The 19,755-nt window shown below is 34.0% G+C and carries 13 protein-coding genes; 7 read left to right on the top strand and 6 right to left on the bottom strand.

The window, feature by feature from the left end; genetic code table 11:
* Positions 1-60: 60 nt before the first annotated feature.
* The 5 genes from NG806_RS19080 to deoC all read left to right on the top strand — a co-directional run bounded on the left by NG806_RS19080 (position 61) and on the right by deoC (position 4,514).
* Positions 61-1,320 (top strand): NAD(P)/FAD-dependent oxidoreductase, encoded by a 1,260-nt coding sequence (locus tag NG806_RS19080; protein ID WP_214833114.1) that lies wholly within the window; start codon positions 61-63, stop codon positions 1,318-1,320.
* Positions 1,317-1,988, top strand: coding sequence for a tRNA (guanosine(37)-N1)-methyltransferase TrmD (gene trmD, locus NG806_RS19085; protein WP_261511044.1), 672 nt, complete (start codon positions 1,317-1,319; stop codon positions 1,986-1,988). Before NG806_RS19080 ends, trmD begins: the two co-directional genes overlap by 4 nt.
* Before the next feature lie 337 nt (positions 1,989-2,325).
* Positions 2,326-3,261, top strand: coding sequence for an endonuclease/exonuclease/phosphatase family protein (locus NG806_RS19090; protein WP_261511045.1), 936 nt, complete (start codon positions 2,326-2,328; stop codon positions 3,259-3,261).
* Between the two features lie 32 nt (positions 3,262-3,293).
* The gene (locus NG806_RS19095) at positions 3,294-3,764 is read left to right on the top strand and encodes an Lrp/AsnC ligand binding domain-containing protein (protein WP_214833108.1); all 471 of its coding nucleotides are present in this window, start codon (positions 3,294-3,296) and stop codon (positions 3,762-3,764) included.
* 6 nt (positions 3,765-3,770) lie between these two features.
* On the top strand, positions 3,771-4,514 hold the full coding sequence (gene deoC, locus NG806_RS19100) for a deoxyribose-phosphate aldolase (protein ID WP_214833106.1): 744 nt from the start codon (positions 3,771-3,773) through the stop codon (positions 4,512-4,514).
* A gap of 58 nt (positions 4,515-4,572) precedes the next feature.
* Here the strand turns inward: deoC and dusB are convergent, their stop codons facing one another.
* A complete protein-coding gene (gene dusB, locus NG806_RS19105) occupies positions 4,573-5,568 on the bottom strand; it encodes a tRNA dihydrouridine synthase DusB (protein ID WP_214833104.1) in 996 nt (331 codons plus the stop codon).
* Positions 5,569-5,666: 98 nt separating this feature from the next.
* Complete coding sequence (locus NG806_RS19110) at positions 5,667-8,870, bottom strand: hypothetical protein (protein ID WP_214833102.1); 3,204 nt, start codon at positions 8,868-8,870, stop codon at positions 5,667-5,669.
* Positions 8,871-9,048: 178 nt separating this feature from the next.
* On the opposite strand from NG806_RS19110, the gene NG806_RS19115 reads away from it, so the two are divergent.
* A complete protein-coding gene (locus NG806_RS19115; RefSeq protein WP_261511046.1) occupies positions 9,049-9,891 on the top strand; it encodes a T9SS type A sorting domain-containing protein in 843 nt (280 codons plus the stop codon).
* A 204-nt stretch (positions 9,892-10,095) separates the two neighbouring features.
* Entirely contained in the window at positions 10,096-10,866 is a 771-nt protein-coding gene (locus tag NG806_RS19120; protein WP_261511047.1) for a T9SS type A sorting domain-containing protein, read from the top strand.
* A gap of 655 nt (positions 10,867-11,521) precedes the next feature.
* Here NG806_RS19120 and NG806_RS19125 read toward each other — a convergent pair.
* The 4 genes from NG806_RS19125 to NG806_RS19140 form a co-directional block, all read right to left on the bottom strand.
* A complete protein-coding gene (locus NG806_RS19125) occupies positions 11,522-11,689 on the bottom strand; it encodes a hypothetical protein (RefSeq protein WP_261511048.1) in 168 nt (55 codons plus the stop codon).
* Positions 11,690-12,127: 438 nt separating this feature from the next.
* Positions 12,128-12,655 carry a hypothetical protein gene (locus NG806_RS19130; RefSeq protein ID WP_261511049.1) on the bottom strand — a complete coding sequence of 176 codons (528 nt, stop codon included), beginning with the start codon at positions 12,653-12,655 and terminating at the stop codon, positions 12,128-12,130.
* Positions 12,652-19,290 carry an RHS repeat-associated core domain-containing protein gene (locus NG806_RS19135; protein ID WP_261511050.1) on the bottom strand — a complete coding sequence of 2,213 codons (6,639 nt, stop codon included), beginning with the start codon at positions 19,288-19,290 and terminating at the stop codon, positions 12,652-12,654. Before NG806_RS19135 ends, NG806_RS19130 begins: the two co-directional genes overlap by 4 nt.
* Positions 19,253-19,741: a T9SS type A sorting domain-containing protein gene (locus tag NG806_RS19140; RefSeq protein ID WP_261511051.1), complete on the bottom strand. Its 489-nt coding sequence runs from the start codon at positions 19,739-19,741 to the stop codon at positions 19,253-19,255. Before NG806_RS19140 ends, NG806_RS19135 begins: the two co-directional genes overlap by 38 nt.
* Between the last annotated feature and the right edge of the window lie 14 nt (positions 19,742-19,755).

Below are 19,755 nucleotides of genomic sequence, written 5' to 3' on the forward strand. Positions count from 1 at the left end.
TTTGCAAAACTAACTTTTTAACAAGTAAAATGCTAAATAAAATCAGTAAATTTGTATATTATGGAAACACGCGAAAAAATCATCATTATCGGAGGAGGTTTTGCGGGATTGCAGCTTGCGAAAACGTTGAACAATAAAAATAAAAAAGTAATTGTTCTGGATAGGGTAAACCATCATATGTTTCAGCCTTTATTCTATCAAGTAGCGTGTGGGAGGATAGAACCTTCCAATATTTCTTTTCCGTTCAGGAAAATTTTTCAACAATCCAGAAATACTCAATTTCGTTTAACAGAGGTAAAAGAGATCGATCCTTCACAAAATAAGGTGATCACAGATGAGGCTGAATTTCGTTATGATAAGTTAATTATTGCCACCGGTTGTAAGACGAATTTTTTTGGAAATAAGGATCTTGAAGGCAGAGCTTTCGGAATGAAAAATACCCAGGAAGCAATAGGAATCAGAAATCATGTTTTGATGACCTTTGAGAAACTCATTCTGGAAAAGAGCCGAAGTGATGATGGAAACTGGAATATTGTAATTGTAGGTAGCGGTCCAACCGGAGTAGAGCTGGCAGGAGCTTTTGCAGAAATGAAAAAAGATATCCTTCCTAGAGATTATCCTTACATGAGTTTTGATAATCTTAAAATTATTTTAGTGAGTTCTACAGAGAAGCCCCTTGCTGTAATGAGTAGCGAAGCGCAGGAGAAGTCTGAAAAATATCTTAAAGACCTTGGTGTAACGTTCTTAAGTGGAGAAATAGTTACAGATTATGATGGTGATAAAGTGATCATGAAAAGCGGCAAAGAAATTCCGTCCAATAACGTGATCTGGGCAGCTGGAGTAACCGGAAATACAGTAGAAGGATTTCCTGAAGAAAAATTAATTAGAAACAGATATATAGTAGATCGATATAATAAAATAAAAGGTTACGATAATATTTTTGCCATTGGAGATATTGCCTATATGGAAACTCCAAAATATCCACAAGGCCACCCTCAGGTGGCAAATGTAGCAATCAATCAGGCGAAAAATTTAGGTAAGAATCTTTTAAAGAATAATAATGAGTGGACAGAATTTGAATATCATGATAAAGGATCTTTAGCAACTATTGGAAAGCACAGAGCAGTTGTAGATTTGCCATTTATAAAGTTTCAGGGCTTTTTAGCATGGTATTTCTGGATGTTTTTACATTTGATGCTGATTTTAAGTGTTAGAAATAAGCTTGCCGTATTTTTCAATTGGATGTGGAGCTATTTCAATAAAGACTCATCATTACGATTAATTATTTCGCCTACTAAGAAAAATGGAACATTACAATGAGAATTGATATTATAAGCGTACTTCCGGAACTGATGGAAAGTCCATTCAAAACTTCTATTTTGAAAAGGGCAATGGATAAAGGATTAGCAGAAGTACATTTTCACCACTTGAGAGAGTGGGCAATAAATAAGCACAGACAGATAGATGATGAGCCCTATGGTGGTGGAGCAGGAATGGTGATGATGGTTGAACCCTTGGATAAATGTATTTCTAACCTTAAATCCCAAAGGTTATATGATGAGGTTATTTACCTTACACCCGATGGAGTTACATTGAATCAGAAAATAGCTAATTCTCTTTCCATAAAATGTAATTTAATTTTTATATGTGGACATTATAAAGGGATTGATCAAAGAGTGAGAGATCTGCATGTTACTAAGGAAATTTCGATTGGAGATTATGTTCTTACAGGTGGAGAGCTCGCGGCATGTGTTTTAGCAGATTCCATCATAAGATTAATTCCAGGTGTTTTAAATGACGAGCAAAGCGCTCTTACAGATAGCTTCCAGGATGATCTTCTTTCGCCACCGATTTATACGAGACCTGAAAATTATAAAGGCCTGGAGGTTCCTAAAATTTTACTGAGTGGAAATTTTAAACAAATCGAAGAATGGCGTCATGATGAAGCTGTAAGAATAACTAAAGAGAAACGACCTGATCTAATGTAATTTGTTGAGAGATTTCTTTGTTTACTAAATTGTTTTTTTCTTTTTTTGCAAAATTTGTATAAAATGGAATAATAATTGTAATAGAAAGCAAAATAATAAAGTAAAAACTATTATGGATTTATAGTCGTTTTTAATAAATTATTATTATTTTGCTATTTTGATTTTGTTTCTTACGATTTAAGATCGAATTTGTTAAGGGTTTTCACAGATTGTATTTATTAAAATGTCCTTAAAATTTTTTTTTTAGTACAAAATCAAAAACAATATTTTGTAATTTGACCTACCAAAAATTAACAACCTCAAAATCAAGATTATTTAAAAATAGAAATATGCGTTAATGGAGCTTTTCACTTTTTACAATGTAGAAAATTTATTTTTGCCGGATGTAAAACCTGTTCATAAATATGATCCGACAAAATCAGGTTTGAGGAACTGGGATGAAAGAAAGTACTCCAATAAGCTTTTTAAAATTGCGCATGTTTTTCAATTGATAAAAGAAGAAAATGGTGTATTGCCATTTATAATTGGTTTATCTGAAGTTTCCGGAAGGAAAGTTTTAGAAGAGCTTGTGGAGATGGATCCTTTTAATTCTCAATATGGAATTGTACATTACAATTCTATGGATGAAAGAAAGGTTGATGTTGCCATGTTATATGATAAAAGCAAAGTAGAAGTGATAGATTCAGAAACTATTACATTCTTTTTTGAAATTACAAATAAAAACACTGAATATTACGACACAACTAGAGATGTACTTTATTCAAAATTAAAATATAAAGGAGAGATTATTAATGTCTTTATCGCTCACCTTCCCTCTAAGAGAGAGAAAGACGTTAATAAACCAAAAAGAGACTTTATAATGGAAGAAATTCGTAGCAGAATTTTGAATATAGTGAGCAGTAGTAGTGAGCATATAATTTTGTGTGGAGATTTTAATGAAAACCCAGATGATGAAAACCTCACTAACATTCTTTATGATAATAATCATGAAAAAATGTTAGAAAACCCCTTTAGTGAACTGTTTTTTACTGGAAATTATTCTACTTTTCATTATAAATCTGGTCTATTGTTTGACCAGATTATATTGTCAAAGTCATTTTTTAATGATCAGAATAATGAAGGTGTGTCATTTGAAAGTGCCGGAATATTTAAGTCTGAAAAGATTAGCAGCCGAAATAAGCAATTTGCAGGCAGACCTTTCAGAACATATGCTGGTACAAGATATTTAGGAGGTTACAGTGATCATTTTCCGGTTTTTGTGAAATTTAAATAATAAAAAAAACATAAATAAAAAAAAATTACAAGATGAAAAATTCAACAAATGCAAGCTATCATTTAGATTCAATTGACAAAGAAATTATCTACATGCTAATGGATAATGCTAAAACTTCTTTGGCTCACATCTCGAAACATGTAGGGATTTCAACAACTGCAGTACACCAAAGAATTAAAAAACTGGAACATGCTGGGGTTATTGAAAATTCAATTTCTTTTCTGAATCCTAAAAAAATCGGGTATAAAGTAATTTCTTATATCGGTATCTTTTTGGATCAGCCAAGTCATTATCCAGATGTTGTAAAATCTTTAAAAGAGGTAAATGAAGTGGTAGAAGCTCATTATACCACAGGAAACTATACAATTTTCCTTAAGGTTCTTTGCAAAGACAATGATCATTTGATGCAGATTCTTAATAAACTTCAAAAATTAAAAGGAGTAACAAGAACAGAAACTTTCATATCTTTGGAACAAGGTATAAGCAGACAATTGAAAGTATAATTAACTATGGATATTGCCAGATATTTGGACTCAACATATTTGAAAACTCCTCAACAGTCGGGGATTTCAGAAAATGAAACTTTACAGAAAGATAAAGATCTTACACAGGAAGCCATTGATAATGGTATTTTTGCGGTTATGATCCGTCCGGATTATGTATCAGAGATCAAAAAATATATTCAGGAAAGGAATTCAAATGTTGTAGTAGGTACTGTAATAGGTTTTCATGAAGGAACTTATTCTATTGAAGACAAAATTACAGAAGCTTCTAAGGCAATTGAAGACGGAGCTGATGAATTGGATTTTGTAATTAATTATAAGGCTTACCTTGAAGGAAATCTTCAATTAGTAAAAGATGAATTTGTAAGATGTACCTCATTATGTGTACAAAATCATAAGGCTGTAAAATGGATCATTGAAATTGCAGCTTTAAATGATTCTCAAATTGCCGATCTTACTAAAAATATTTCCGAATGGGCAGAGGAGAATTTTCTTGAAAAGGATTTACATTCTATTTTTGTGAAATCTTCAACAGGATTTTATGTAACCACTGATGGGAAACCTAATGGAGCAACATTTGAAGGCATTAAAATTATGCTGGATAATGCCGGAAAACTTTCCGTGAAAGCTGCAGGTGGTGTAAGGACTCCTGAAGATGCTGAGAAAATGATCAGTATGGGGGTAAAGAGAATTGGAACTTCCTCGGCATTATCTTTAATTAGAAATGAATCTGCTTCAGAAGGTTATTAAAATTATTAAATTTAATTAATCATAAAAAAGCCATCAATATTTTGATGGCTTTTTATTTTTATACTTGTTCCTGATACTCTTCGTAGAAATGTTGTGTTTCTTTTATCAGGGTATCCATTTCGGCTAATGTAAAAACCTCAAGAAACTTTTTTCTGAATTCTTTAAAATGAGGGACACCACGGAAATAATTACTGTAATGTTGTCTCATCTCTATTAAACCCAGTTTTTCACCTTTCCATTCTGCACTCCATTCTGCATGTTGGCGTACGGCCAATAGTCTGTCTGAAATAGTAGGTTCCGGAAGATGTTCGCCCGTTTTAAAGAAGTGTTTTATTTCATTAAAGATCCAAGGGTATCCAATGGCTGCACGGCCTATCATAATTCCGTCACAGGCATATTTCTGTTTATATTCTAATGCTTTTTCAGGAGAATCGATATCTCCATTTCCAAAAATCGGAATTTCTATATTGGGATTTTGTTTAATTCTTGAAATATGTTCCCAGTCAGCTTCCCCTTTGTACATCTGACCTCTGGTTCTTGCATGTATAGTTAAGGCTTTAATCCCTGTTTCCTGCAAACGTTCCGCCACTTCATCAATATTGATAGATGTACTGTCCCATCCTAAGCGTGTCTTTACTGTTACAGGTAGATGAGTCGAACTAACAACAGCTTTTGTAAGACGTACCATAAGGTCAATGTCTTTCAGCACTCCAGCTCCAGCACCTTTGCAGACTACTTTCTTTACTGGGCAACCAAAGTTAATATCAACTAAATCTGGGTTTACGGTTTCCACAATCCTTGCAGACATCGCCATAGCTTCTTCATCACCTCCAAAAATCTGAATTCCAACAGGTCTTTCATAATCGAAGATGTCCAGCTTTTTTCTGCTTTTCATAGCATCACGAATTAAGCCCTCAGAAGAAATGAATTCTGAGTACATCATATCTGCACCATGCATTTTGCACAAACGTCTGAATGGAGGGTCACTTACATCTTCCATTGGTGCCAGTAAAAGCGGAAATTCCGGCAGTTCTATATTGCCTATTTTTATCATGGTGCAAATTTACGAAATTCTAAACTTTCATAGAGACAGATATTATCTATGGAAATTATCAGTAGAGAAATGACAGATTATTACTGTTTAATTATTGATTAGAAGCTTGCTTTCACCTGCATACTTCCGATATGTATGGTTCGGTCACCTGAATTCCGACCTTCATAGTTTAGGTTTAACTGTAAGAACGAGTTGATCGCTTGCTGAATAAAGACACTCCACACCTGGTTTTTTCCAGGTTTTAACCCGTCAAGCATTTGATTTCCTACTATACTGAAGTTATTTCCGGTGAAATTATTATTGATAAATGAGAAGTTTCCTCTAATGGATGTTTTTTTACGATCCCATTGTATAGTTCCGGTAACATCAAAAGCTTTTAACGATTCTTCACCATCTACTCTCTGTTTTTGGCGGAAAGCAGAAGAAAGCTCAGCTTGTATGGCGTCTGTAAATTTGTAAGTGGCTTTGGGTTTGGTTTCGAAATTATTTAATCTGTAATCTCTCGTTGTAAATAACTGTGATGAATTTTTAATATCGTGAACAGAATTCTCCCAATCTACTCTGAATTCTTTGTTGAACCAATACCCTAAATTTAAGAAATGGGAAGTCTGCTCCCGCTCTTCATTGCTGAAATTGGCATTGATGAGGTTGTCATTTGATATATATCTGTAATTTCCATTCCAACCTGATTTTTCAGTAGGATTAAACTGTACTGAGGCTAAGATATTTTGATTTTTTAAGATCTGATCGCTATTTTTTTCGAATGGATTTATAACAAGGACCTTGTCTTTTTTATAGAAAGAGTTTTGAGAATTTAGTGAGATATTGAAATTCCAACGTTTTAAAAATGCGTTTTCGGAATTAAAAACGATGGCCGGATTGACAAATAAAGCCAACTGAATCTTATTCTTATTGGAAGGAATATATCGTACAGAGTTGGTATATACCCTGATATATTTGGCTAAGTCGGAATATTCTGCAATTTCGAACTCATCAAGCTGTTGAATACCATCGCCATTATAATCGGTCCATTTGTAGATTCCCTGGCCGTCTGTCACTTTAATATATTGGAATTCCCTTTGAGCCTCCTGTCCATTTCCAAGCTCATAGAAAGCCTGTAAGCGCATACCATTTCTGAAGAGCTGTTGGTTGTAAAGAATGTTTCCAACTACAAAATCATTATTTCTGCTTACCTCCATATCCTGCTGATTCTGATAGAAGAATTTTCTATAATGGATTAAAACATTTAAAGTAGTCTTTTCTGTTTTTATAAGCTGACTTTCTGCCATGATCCCCAAAATATTGTTCATATTTTGAAGCCTGTTATCACGAACCGAGTCATTATCTCTCATGTATACTTTAGCCAACAACTTCGTTCTTGTACTGTCACCGATCTTCTTTTGAACAAATAGTTCTTTCCAGCTGAAACTCGTAACATCCATTAATTGGGTGTCATTGTATTTCTTTTCATTATGCTCCATGCTTCCTCCAAAAGCCCAACTTCCTTTTTTACCTGTATATTCTGTAGAAGCACTCCCTCTGATAAACTTTGTATCCTGTTGGATGGCATTCGTATTCAGATACGATAAAGTTCCTTTGGTGAAAAATTTCCCTTTGATCCAGCCGAAATCTAAATCATTTTTAAAGCCTTTATAAGTATCCTGCTCATCTAAATAATTAAGACGATAGTTTAATGTTGATTTATTATTCCATTTGTTCAGGAAACTAAAAATAAATCTATTCTGAGTTCGCTGGCTGAATTCTTGAGTTAGGTTGAAATCTCTGGAAAATTCTACATCATTAATTCTGTCAAGAATATGAAATTGTTTATCAATATGCTGATATTCGAAACTCGGTGTTCCTTTCCAGTTGTCTTTTGTGAACGTTTTATTACCATAAATACGACCTGCATATCCTATATTCTGATCAGAGTCTTTAGAGGAAAACAAGTTAAGGTCGTAGTTGCTTAAGGCAATATCTGCGCCAATTTTACCGTCTTTCAATAAGAATTCAGAATTTGCTGAAAACACCTGCGATTTTTGTGGTGAAGGAAGTTTTCTTACAGCTCTGTAATCTCCGGAATTAGGACCCACATATTCAAAAACCCGACCATTATTAGTCGTTTGGGATAATTTATAATCCCCAAGATTAGGTCCGAAATAAGTGAAAGAGACCTGATAAAGTGTTTCAGTGGGGGCCGTGGAAAATTCATAATGACTACTTCCTCCGGAATTTTGAACTAAACGATATAGGATTTTATTAACATCATATTCGGTAATTACTCCAGACGGGGCGTACATCAAATTAGGATCATTCCCGGCATTGGCCAAAATCTGTTCATCCTCTTTAGATAAATTTAATGCCAGTGGAGCATTTTTATTATCATTTTCCATGAACCAGCTTAAACCTACTTTCATCTTTTCTCTTCTATGTTCAACCTTACCGGTGAATAGATATCTGGAGTAGTTTCTGTTGGTATAGTTATAAGAAATGGTGATGAAATTCTGTTGGAAAATAGGTCTGAAACTGGTAAAAGTAACTTCTCCTGTATTATAATTAATAGTATAATCCTGGTTCTCTCCACGTTTCATTAAAATACCATCAATAAATACCTGTTCAGATCCGGAGATCAGAGTAATAAATTGCTCTCCATTTTTACCTGTTAAACGATAAGGCCCCTGGTTACCTTCAACTCCCTGAAAACGGACTCTGTGAAACTCACTTCGTGCAACTCCCATAGAAACATCAACAAACGTTTTGTTATCTTGTCCAAATTCGGTTTGGAACTGAAGTCCCATGCTTCGCCTTTGATATTTTGAAAAATAGTTTTTAGCTTCAACCAAATCCAAATGACCAGCTCTAAGAATTGATTTATCCTTTATATTAAGCTGCATATAGATTTTATCAAATTCCTCCAGGGTCTGCGTATATCCATCTGCCTGAATGGGAAGATTGTGATCTGAGATACTGGCTAATATGGTTACATCTTTAGAAAGCCTTCCTGAGATCTGAAGATCCATTGAACTCTGTACCGACTGCCCCTGATTATTACCAAAAGTAATCCCACGAATAATAGAACCTTTTGAATTTAATTCCCCTAGAAATCTCTTTTTATCATTTTTAGCAAGAACCGCTTCATCAACAATGATCCTGTTTCTTGTTCGTACAAAGTCCAATGTGTCTTTGGCAAAAATATCCTGTTCAAGCTTTGCAGCTAAAATACTATCCTTTTTTATGGTGTCTTCTGGAAGATTGGGATTTTTCCATGAGAAAATTTGAGCATTTGTTGTCAATGTGCCCATAATTAGAAACAAGAATACTAGAATAAAATTCCGCAAATTTTCCAAAATAATTGGTAAAAATACTTAAAAAATGTTAAAGGTGGACGGTTTAGCTTTATTAACAGAAAATTGCTCTAATTATTGTTTTTCATCAAAAAATACCCTTAAGTTTGATATGAAAATTATTAAGAACACAAAAATGAAAAAGATCTATTCTCTATTTGTTGCTTTGGCAACTATTACAAGTGTGTATTCACAAACCGTAATTACCCAATGGAATTTTGATGGAAGTACAAATGCTGCGACAACAGGTTCTGGAGCTGCCACCATAGTAGTGGCAAGTGGCATACCATCGTTTCCTTCTGGGAATCCCGGTTCGGGTAAGTCATGGAGTGTTTCAGGCTTTCCGGCTCAGGGTTCCGGGTCTGGTACAGCAGGATTTAAATTTGCTGCCAGTACAGTAGGATACACTGGAATTTCTGTGTCACTTAGCATAGTGGGCTCTAATACGAGTTCTAAGTATTTCCAAATGCAATACACCATCAATGGTACAGATTGGGATAACGTAGGTATTGCAACGGAGGTTGGTTCAACTTCAGGTTCTAACTGGACGAGTATGAGCAATGCTATTCCTCCTACTGCCAACAATAATATCGATTTTGCGGTTAGAATTGTATCTGTATTCAATCCTTCTAATAACAATGTATACACACCGATTAGATCATCTTCGAATTATGCAACAGCAGGAGCAATAAGAGTGGATAATGTAACAATATCAGGAACAGGAAATACTTTAGCCGTTTCTAATATTAACAATTTGAAATATAATTTTATTAAAAACACATTCATTAAGGATGGTGGAATTACTTTCGGAACTCCAGTTAAAGATGTGAAAGTATATAATATATATGGTCAGATTGTGAAAACAGCTTCCATAAAAGAAAATGCAACTTTAAATGTTTCAGAATTACAAAAAGGAAACTATTTCGTTACAGGTATTGTGAATGGGCAACCGATCTCTCAAAAAGTCCTAATAGACTAATTTTTACTTTTCATAGATATTTAAAACAGTCACTTTTATAGTGGCTGTTTTTTCATGAATTATATAGCAAGATTTATGATGTTATAATCGATTGAATGTGAATTTTTTAGTGCAGGATTATTAATGGAAACTTAATCTATTTACCGTTTTATCGTTTTAAAATACAAGTAATTTTGCCATACTAATTGTTAAAAAACAATAATCATGAAAAAAGTCTTTACAATTTTAAGCGTTACTGCATCATTGGTTTTTGCTACAGCGCAAAATTTAGTGCAAAATCCAGGTTTTGAAACTGGAACCTTAGCACCATGGGCTGCTGGTTGGAGTACTTCGTATACTGCACCTAATGTTATAGCAGATGCTCATACTGGTGCTTTTGGAGCAAATTACGCAGCAACTGTAACAACTGGATTTTATCAAAATGTGAACGTTACTGCTGGGCAGCAGTACACCTTAAGCTTTTGGTTTAAGATAAGTGGGACTGGTAATGGAGGAAGGGTCTGGAGTAACTTTTTAGATGCTGCAGATAATCCGATTAATCTTTTTACAAACGCTTCGGATGATCCATTAAGAACTTATAATCTATATTTGCCTAAAAGCGCAGCATGGCAGCAAAAAACAATTACATTTACTGTTCCTGCTAATGCTACAAGATTACAGTTACACCTTCGTGCATATAGTAACTCGAGCGTAAGTTTTGATGATTTTTCGCTAACAACAGGAACATTAGCTATCGGAGAAGTTACAGCATCTAAGTACAGACTTGTTAAAAATACTTTGGTTAAAGATGATGGAATTACTTTCGGAGCTCAGGTTAAAAATGTAAAAGTATATAACATGTTCGGACAGGTTGTAAAAACTGCTTCTGTAAGAGAAAATGAAACTTTAAATGTTGCTGAATTACAGAAAGGAAATTATATCGTTACAGGTATAATTAACAATGAACTGGTTTCTCAGAAAATTTTAATAGATTAATTTTACTTTTTTAGATTAAAAAACAGAAAGGAAAAATTCCGTAGGCGTTTTGAAGACTCAAGATGGAAAGAAGGGTTAAGACTACTAAAACAAAGTTACAGCAGTTTTTTTGCGGATTATCAATACGATTTTGAAAAACAAAATACTGAAGGCAAATTTGAACGTATAGAACTTAATTTTTCGGCTTTATAATACGACCTTGCAGCTGTCGTTTTAATCGGAGTTAAGATTCCGACTTCTTAAAAATAAAATACCAGGATCAAAATACAATTCCAATGGTGGACTCAAATTAAAATCTCTCATGAATTTATCGTGAGGGATTTTTTATATTACTTAGTTACTAATGATTAGTATAAATAAATGAGAGAAAATATTCTTTTTCTTCTTTTGGAGGGATAGAATAATTAATAGTTAGTTTTAATTACTGGATTCTTATCAAAATTAGCAACAAAACTAGAAGTATTGCCTCCAGTCCAACTTATACCTTGCCTGATTATATAATTGAATTTTAAATAAGATTTACTAGCCATAGTTTCAGGCTTTGAGAATAAATCTAAATCAAGAAATAATTTACTTAGTTGATCATTCATCTTGTTTTGAGCACACACACATACTCAACGCAGTAAATAAAGTTGTTAATATAATTTTCATTTTTTTAGTTATGCTTTACCCATTTTTTAACCTCAGGATCTATACTACCTTCTAAAAACAACTGAGAAAATGCTAAGGCAATTATTTTGTCATTTATGGAGGCTAGATCAATATATTGATTGACCATTGTACTTACTATTCTTTTTAGCTTTTCAGGTTCCTTACCATCCATTTAAATATCAAAACCAGTATAACCAGAGCTTACAAGTTCATCATTTACAAATTCCCTCACATTTTCATTTGGATGCTCTCGTTTCCAGTCACAATACAAATAATAAATATTACTAGCTGTATCATTTCCAAAAGGTTACCCAACTTGAAGTACAATATTCATGAACTCTAACACGTTGATGAGTGGCAGTAATCTCTTCTACGTCAAAAAGTTCAACATTGTTTAAGATAGAATGAAAAATCTCATGTCAACGATTAAGTCCAGTTGTTCCAAACTTGTAAATGTCCATTTTGGTAGATATATTCTTTGATATACAAGATTGTCATTAAAACAAAGGCAGGAATTCCTGCCTTTGTGTCATGTTATTTTATAATTTGAAATACGAAAATCTGAATAGAACCATAAATACACTCGTGTGTAAATTTAATTCCAGTACTTTTATCTTATAAAAGGAATTTTAGCAACAATACTATCTTCTAACATAATATATCCCTTCTTTTCCAATGTCTTTATGTATGAACTACAAGTTGATGGCATACTATTTTTAATACTATGATTTGATTTAATATTCAAAAAATATTTTCCTGATTTAGATAAATCATAGATGCCCCCATCAAGATCATTTAAACTTAAATGTGTATTAATTTTTTGATAGGGATGTATTACAATGAGATCATTTTTACAGTCATCATCAGAATAACGCGTGTAATATCCTCTCGAAATATCAATTTGATTAAGCTTTTCGGAATTAAACAACCAATAAGAATCTCCTGAAAAACCATAGGGATCAATGATATATGTCTTATTGCTTTTATTTATAATATTGTAATTTGGTCTATTGTTCTCTCCAAATTTCCAAGGGCTATCTATTAATATATCTATTTCTTTGCTTTTATTTATTTTCATCTGCGGTGAACAAAAAATACAACCAAAAGATGCTATGATTAATACGAAATATTTTTTCATTTTGTAAGATTTTGAATTTTTAAAAAATAATTATTTAGGTTTTTAAGATATTTATTTATCCCCGGATCTATACTTCCAGTCCACTTTCCTGCAGTAGTATAAGCAGAAACCTCATCTAAACTACTCATTACTACATTATTATCTTGAAACAATCCGTTTCTCAAATTAAAAAGGTGTTTCCCTTCATGTATTATTACATCACCTAAACCATAATTTGTTTTTTTTCCATCAAAAAGCGCTGGAGCTAAAATTATTCTTCCTGTAACAGGATTTGTAATTCCTAATGAATTTTTTGCATTTGAGTCTCTTGGATCGACGATAAGGCCATCTGAACCTATTTGAAATTGGACATAACTTTTTGCCCATTCATTCATTGTATTAGTATTAGCAACAGCAATCCAAGCATCTTTAGGCGCAAATATTGATGCAATTATACCTAAACTATACATATTGGCAGGAGCGTTAGGATTCAAGCCAGAGATAGCCAATACAATACTCAAAGGATCACGTGCCATAGATTCTGAATTAATTCTCAATTCTCTACTATTATAATCATTAGAAACCAGATATTTATATCCGGCATTAAGACCATCTGTTGACGTTATTTTATTATTAAATACATTACCAGTATACGTAATTCCACCCATCATTCCACCGAGGAAATTCGACCCAGTAAATGCAGAATTTAAACCACCTGATATAATTCCTGGTAAGACGTTTTTGATAGCACCTGCATTATTCACAATGTTTCCTAAGGCCCCGGAAATAGCAGCTCCACCAAGTGCACCCCCTAATATTGCACTCCAGTTATTTTTCCAATCCCACTTAGCAGGATTCCATGAGCCATTCGCTTGAACACCACTTAAATACCCTCCAATTAAAGCGCCAGCAAGAAACAACCATTCACCATTTGGATCATTATACATCACTGGATTATTCATTACATACCCATACTTATTGTAATTCTGGGTATTGGATGGATCCTGTATATTTTCATCGGCATTTAAGAACCTTCGGAGCAATGGATCATATAATCGTCCATTCATATGGATAATCCCAACCTCTGAGAGATGTTCATGGCTTGTATAGCCACGATCAATTAGTAATAAGGTACTATTAATGCTGTTGCGGTCAGTCATAGTAGCCGCATTTCCAATCTGTAAGTGAGTGAGGTTGCCCCAGGCATCAAAATGCCTTTGTTCCAGTTTATTTCCCGCTTCATCCGATATCGCTATGATACTTCCTAAATAATCTTTATGCAAGAATTTATAAGAACCTCCTGCCTGATCAAAATTTTTGATATAAATAATATCACTATCATAAGGAGTTCCACCAATATAAAGGATATGCTTTTCTTTTCCAGTGATGTTATTTTTTACAACTTCAAAACTTCCACCTTCACTGTAAAATTTAGTAAATTTCCCCTCTCCAGTATTGCTAAAGTTACCTCCATAAGTTATCCTTTGTCTCATACTTGTAAGGCCATATTGAAATGCTACATCTCCTTTTTCTCCATCAATAAATACAGGATCATTATTCTCATTGAAATTAATACTTTGAATGAGATCATTAGTATAATTCTGTGTTCCTTTAGCATTTAATGTCATACCCGTAGGCTGGTAAACCTTTGCTGAGTTTTCAAATTTTATGGTTCCCAGCTGGTCATTTTCCAGAATCCTACCCTTAATGTCATAGACATTGAGTTTGGCATTCTGTACTTTAACTCCTGTTACTGGGTTTGTCCAGTTAATAAGCCTATTGTTATCATCATAATCAAAGGTTTCTGTAATATTAAAATCGCCCCCCGTAATTCTGCTGTTTAGTTCTCCTTTAATGGCGTCAAATTGATATTGAATATTAAGCAGATTTGTTTTAATTAGTGATCCATGTTTAATTTCACTTAAGTACCCTGTAGCAGTATTATAGTTATTAGTAATATCCACAGCTCCAAGTTTTTCCTTCAGTATCTGGCCTCTGGCGTTAGTTTCCTTAAGTTCCCATAGCACTTTCCCTGATATTTTATCTTTAACTTGGTAAAGCTCTCCATTCCATGAACTATACACATTTTCAATTGCAACTTTAGTTATGACTCCTGCTGATTGCAATTCTTTTTCATAGGAAACAACTTTTCCTTTATTATCATAAGTAATACCTTTCTGGCTATATATTTTCCCATTACTATTCTCTACAGAAGATAATGTTCTTCCATACTGATCAAAGGTGCGAGTAGAACTATAGTCCCTTCCATTAGAAGTTCCTAATTTTGAATTTATTAGACCATAATCTTCATAGTTATAAGTGATCATTTTATTTGTTGTCACTCCACCATCGGAAGTAGAAGTCTCTTTTTGAGAAAGAAGCTGACCTAAAAAATTATGGATATATTCTTTAGTTCCTTTTGGGCTGGTTGTCTTCTTTAGCTGACCAAATCCATTGTATTCATATTTGTAAACTCCGTTGGAGGGGTCGTTAAATTCTGATTTTCTTCCCCAGATGTCATATTTCGTAGTGACTATATTTTCGGCATACTGGGCTTTAATCTGCTGTCCTGCTGCATTGTAAGAGAATTGTACTCCTCCTCCTTTATCTGTTGTAGAAATTATATTACCTAAAGCATCTGTTGTTTTAGAATTCGTTCGTCCATATCCGTTCAATTCCTTAACTGTTGTGGTGAATCCAGAGATGGTTGTTTCTGTTTGTTTGCCATTAAAGCTCGTAGCTGTTACTTTTGAAGGAAAAACAGAATCATCGTATGCTATAGAATTCCACTGAGTAGGATTTTGCCCCTCGAAAAAGGGTTCCGATTCTTTGAGTTTTCTACCCAATTCATCAAACTGTGTTTCTTTAGAAACAAACTGTCCCTGGGTAAAAGCTTTTACTAGTACTTTATATTCCTGGCCCAGTTTATTGATGAACTTTTTGGATACATTACCATCTGAGCTATTTTTAGTGGCAGTAACATTATAGCTATTATCCCTATCATAAACGTACGCAGTTGTTCCTCCTAAATTAGTAGTTGACGTTAAGATTTTTCCCCAGTTATCATAAGTATTGGTAGTTATATTTCCAAAAGGATCAGTTTGTGTTAGAATTTGACCGGCATCAGTATAGGTAAATACTGTTTCTAAGCCTAAATTATCGGTTGTTTTAAGGGCAAACCTCCCTTTTGTATCATACAGGGATCCTGTTGTTTCTGTCCCGTTATCTACACTATTACTTATTATTTTTTGAGTGATATTTCCGAAACCATCGTAATTATAAGTCTCTAATATATTTCCTGTATTATTTTGGTTCCATTTTTTTACAGTTTTAACCCGATTACTTTCATAGATGTACTCTTCTTTACCAGCCTTGCTATCACCATATGCCTGGACAACATCCGTTTTACTTTTGACACGGCCTATATAATAATCAGGACCTATTCCCGAAAGGTTGTGATAATAGTCATAAGTAGATGTCGTTACTGCTAAGGTTGTATTGATTTTAGATATACTTTGTGAAGGCAAATAATATAGGCCATAGGTTAGTGCAGTTTCACCAATAGTATTCGTCAAGAAGTTTTTTACCCTCGTTGTTTTTGGAAGAATAGCAGTAACCACTTTAGCCTTGTTGGCATTAGAAACAGTTGTTACTACCTGCCCATTTAATAGTTTATCAATCTGATAGATTGTTGATTTTAAACTTAAAAGCTGCGTATTAGTCTCAGTAAGATTCGCCGGGAATACCAGTGCATCATTGTTTGTTCTGATTGACCACTCTTTTACAGGAACGCCCTCATTTAAAGGATCTATTTCTGTACCTGACCAGATCTTAGTATTTTCAAATCCCTCAGCATACCAGGAAGAGCGGGCTACTTGGCGGAAACCAATCATTCCTTTACCCAAAATATGGGAAACAAGACCTCTATATTTAAAATCTTGTTTTAATACTTTGGTTGCTCCTGGCTGCGTAAGCTGGGAAACTACCATAACTTTGGATGCCCTGCTGAATTCCAGATAAGGGTAATTCTCTGTCTTAGTAATATCATATATTGTAGGATTAATATTCTTATCCAGCTCCTTATAGGTTATATTTGTTGTGATTCCAGCCTGCGTGATTCCAACAACACGACCTTCCTTTGCAATATCATAATAGGATTGAGATATTGTGTTTTGAAGGTGTGGAGAGTCAGGATTACCTTTTCCACTAGTAAAGACGAATTTCTTCATCATAGAAGCTGCCTGGTAGTTGAGTGCTACTCCTCCATATTCATATTCGCTATAGGCCACTTCAGCAGCAAGATTGCTACTATTCAGATAAACTGTGGAACCAGGAACAGCACAACAACTTCGTGGATTTTTGTCAGGGTTTAATCCCATGTGGGCTAAAACATTAATGTATTCATAACTATGCCTGGCATATCGTATTGCATTGGGGTTATCCTGTTCCCACCATTTATCATAACTTCTTCCAGCTGCTAACTGTACAAGTTCATCTTTTCCATCATTATTTATATCATAAGCTAAAAATTGGCTTGGATATTTAATGCTTATATAATCATTAGCACCTGGAGTTACAGTTCTTGTACTTTGAGGAACAAAAAACGTATTTTGTCTTTCTTCTAAACCAATTCCTGTAGATAAGTATATAAGCCAAAGATCTGAATCCTCAGCTTTTGGAATAAACAAATCACTTAATCCATCACCGTTATAATCTCCCACCAAACTTTTATTCCATAATCCAGTCATACTTCCGAAAGTATTAAATATACTGTTTGTAGGAAATGAATTACTTGTCACCCAATATCGTCCATCTATTTTAGGCAAAGTAACTAGGTAAGGTTTTCTATCACTATCAAGCTTAAGGAAATCCAATTTCCCATCACCGTTAAAATCTCCACTTTTATAATTTATATAATAGTTATCATCAAATGCTAATGAATAATGCCAATCTTCACCGGGAATGTTTTCGTCAAGATCTATAGCGATGTAATTTTTATAATCCGTGCAATTTTCAGGGTATTTATTTGCTCCACCTGTAGTAGGGTCAGGATTCGGTGTACATATCTTGTAATTTAGCCTTAAGATCAGCTCACTTAACCCATCACCATTAAAATCAAAATTATCTATGCCCAATATGGTCATAAATGTAGTACTCGTTCCTGTAGTGGTGTTATTTGTAGTATTTGTGCTTAGTCCACCACCAAAATAATCATAGGTGTCAATATCAGGAATTGTCTTTTTAAAATCCAGGGCAAGGGTATTAGTTTCTGAAACAGTGTAAAACAAAAGATCTAAATCTTTTTTTGAGGTGGTAGCATTGGAAACCTTTTTGTAAATGACAAACCCCTGCTTATTGTATATTAAATTATTTTTTTTGATATTTACAGCAGTAGCTGTTCTTAAATCTGCTTTAGAAATGGTGTTTCCTAAAAATACGGGAGTACCTGCATGGTAGTCATAAACATCTTTAATCAGATACAGCCCTACCTGAGGAATTCCCGGAACAACAACAGTTGCAGGAGAAGTAGTGGAAAAATATCTGATAATATCTAGCTTTCCATCACCATCAAAATCTCCTGTTAAATCAAAATCACTATCAAGCTTATAAATACTTCCATAACCCCAAGCTTGTACATTTGGATCAGGATTTACTTCATAAGATTTTTCATAACCAAAAACAATTGGATTGGCCGGTTCATCCTTACTATTAAAAACCTGAATTTTATCTATATACTTGTACCCGGTCTCTTGCACATCCCCTTTATAGGTAACAACATATTTTTTAAACTGGGTTCCACCTGTAGAAACCACAACAGATCCCAATAATCGTTTTTGTGAAAGTAGCACTCCTTTGACGTATGCTGTTTCAGCTTTTTCTCTTATGCCATAATTAAACTGGATTTTATTAAAATGCGGCTTGTTAAGCGTTTCATTTCCACCCCATTCAATTTTGTCTATAATTGAGGTATTATCTAGGCTGACATAATTATAAGAAATGTAATTTCCATTACTATCTTTTAACTTTACAATATTGTAATCAATTGGCGTCCTTGCACTGCTGCTTCCAGGTGCTGTCCCGCCATACCATGCCTGGGAACCATCTTCAAAAGTTACCTCCCAGTATTCGGGTCCTTTTACAGATTGCCCAACAATTGCCCCTTTTGATTTGATCTTAATATTGGAATATTTTTCGGTAACATATTCTGCTCCATCTTTCCCATACTCCCCGGATTTCAGGATCAATCGTTGTCCATTGAAGCTGTAATAATCGCTGTAATCTAACTGTACTCCATTGGCTATCGTATCTTTCTCAATTGTTTTCCCAACCCTTGATATTGCGGCAATTCCACTGATACTTCCGCCGTAGCCAACCACTCCATTTCCTGAGCCACTCGAGTAAACAATATCAATTTTAGGAGCTATGTTTTTCACTCCTGGTGGAACATCAATAGGGACTGTAAATTGAAGCTGACCCGAATTTGTAACATCAATATTTCCTTTCGTATCATGGAAATATGGTAATGGTGCAGTCTGTGAAAAACCAAGTATTGAAACAAAAAGTAATACCGCAGATGAAAACAATTTCATTTTGTTGTTATAAATCTTCATGGTACTATTATCTTTTAGTGATGTTTTTGCTAAATACTCTGCCATCTTTTAAGGTAAAATGCAATACATACACTCCCCATTCAAAGGAAGACATGTTGATTTTTAGCTGCTTATTTAAACTCGGCATATTCTGCTGTTGGAATTTCCAATGCACCGTGCTGTGCTGGTATAAAGAGACAGACTCAATTAATCCGTCAACCTCTTCAGTCCAATCGATAGTTAATACATCATTCACCGGAACAGGGTATAAACGTATCTGCTTCCAGAATGCTTTTTCATCGATAGCTGGCTGTTGTTTGTTTTCAACCAAAGGTTTTACTTCTTTTTGTTCAGTTTTAGCTACTTTTTTTAATTCATCAGTAGTCTTTTTTTCATTAATATCTGGACCTCTGTATCTCTGGCTTCCTGCCTCATCATATTTGAAATAAACTTCAGTTTGAGAAAAACCAAAGAACCCTATTAGTAAGGAGAATAATGAAAGTATTTTTATTTTCATTTGTTATTTTTTTA

Origin of the sequence: Chryseobacterium paludis, from assembly GCF_025403485.1 — a bacterium.
GTDB lineage: Bacteria > Bacteroidota > Bacteroidia > Flavobacteriales > Weeksellaceae > Chryseobacterium > Chryseobacterium paludis.

Excerpts from the sequence above, each read along its gene's own strand:
- NG806_RS19080 (WP_214833114.1), top strand. The coding sequence starts at position 61 with ATGGAAACACGCGAAAAAATCATCATTATCGGAGGAGGTTTTGCGGGA.
- trmD (WP_261511044.1), top strand. The coding sequence starts at position 1,317 with ATGAGAATTGATATTATAAGCGTACTTCCGGAACTGATGGAAAGTCCA.
- NG806_RS19090 (WP_261511045.1), top strand. The coding sequence starts at position 2,326 with ATGGAGCTTTTCACTTTTTACAATGTAGAAAATTTATTTTTGCCGGAT.
- NG806_RS19095 (WP_214833108.1), top strand. The coding sequence starts at position 3,294 with ATGAAAAATTCAACAAATGCAAGCTATCATTTAGATTCAATTGACAAA.
- deoC (WP_214833106.1), top strand. The coding sequence starts at position 3,771 with ATGGATATTGCCAGATATTTGGACTCAACATATTTGAAAACTCCTCAA.
- dusB (WP_214833104.1), bottom strand. The coding sequence starts at position 5,568 with ATGATAAAAATAGGCAATATAGAACTGCCGGAATTTCCGCTTTTACTG.
- NG806_RS19110 (WP_214833102.1), bottom strand. The coding sequence starts at position 8,870 with ATGGGCACATTGACAACAAATGCTCAAATTTTCTCATGGAAAAATCCC.
- NG806_RS19115 (WP_261511046.1), top strand. The coding sequence starts at position 9,049 with ATGAAAAAGATCTATTCTCTATTTGTTGCTTTGGCAACTATTACAAGT.
- NG806_RS19120 (WP_261511047.1), top strand. The coding sequence starts at position 10,096 with ATGAAAAAAGTCTTTACAATTTTAAGCGTTACTGCATCATTGGTTTTT.
- NG806_RS19125 (WP_261511048.1), bottom strand. The coding sequence starts at position 11,689 with ATGGATGGTAAGGAACCTGAAAAGCTAAAAAGAATAGTAAGTACAATG.
- NG806_RS19130 (WP_261511049.1), bottom strand. The coding sequence starts at position 12,655 with ATGAAAAAATATTTCGTATTAATCATAGCATCTTTTGGTTGTATTTTT.
- NG806_RS19135 (WP_261511050.1), bottom strand. The coding sequence starts at position 19,290 with ATGGCAGAGTATTTAGCAAAAACATCACTAAAAGATAATAGTACCATG.
- NG806_RS19140 (WP_261511051.1), bottom strand. The coding sequence starts at position 19,741 with ATGAAAATAAAAATACTTTCATTATTCTCCTTACTAATAGGGTTCTTT.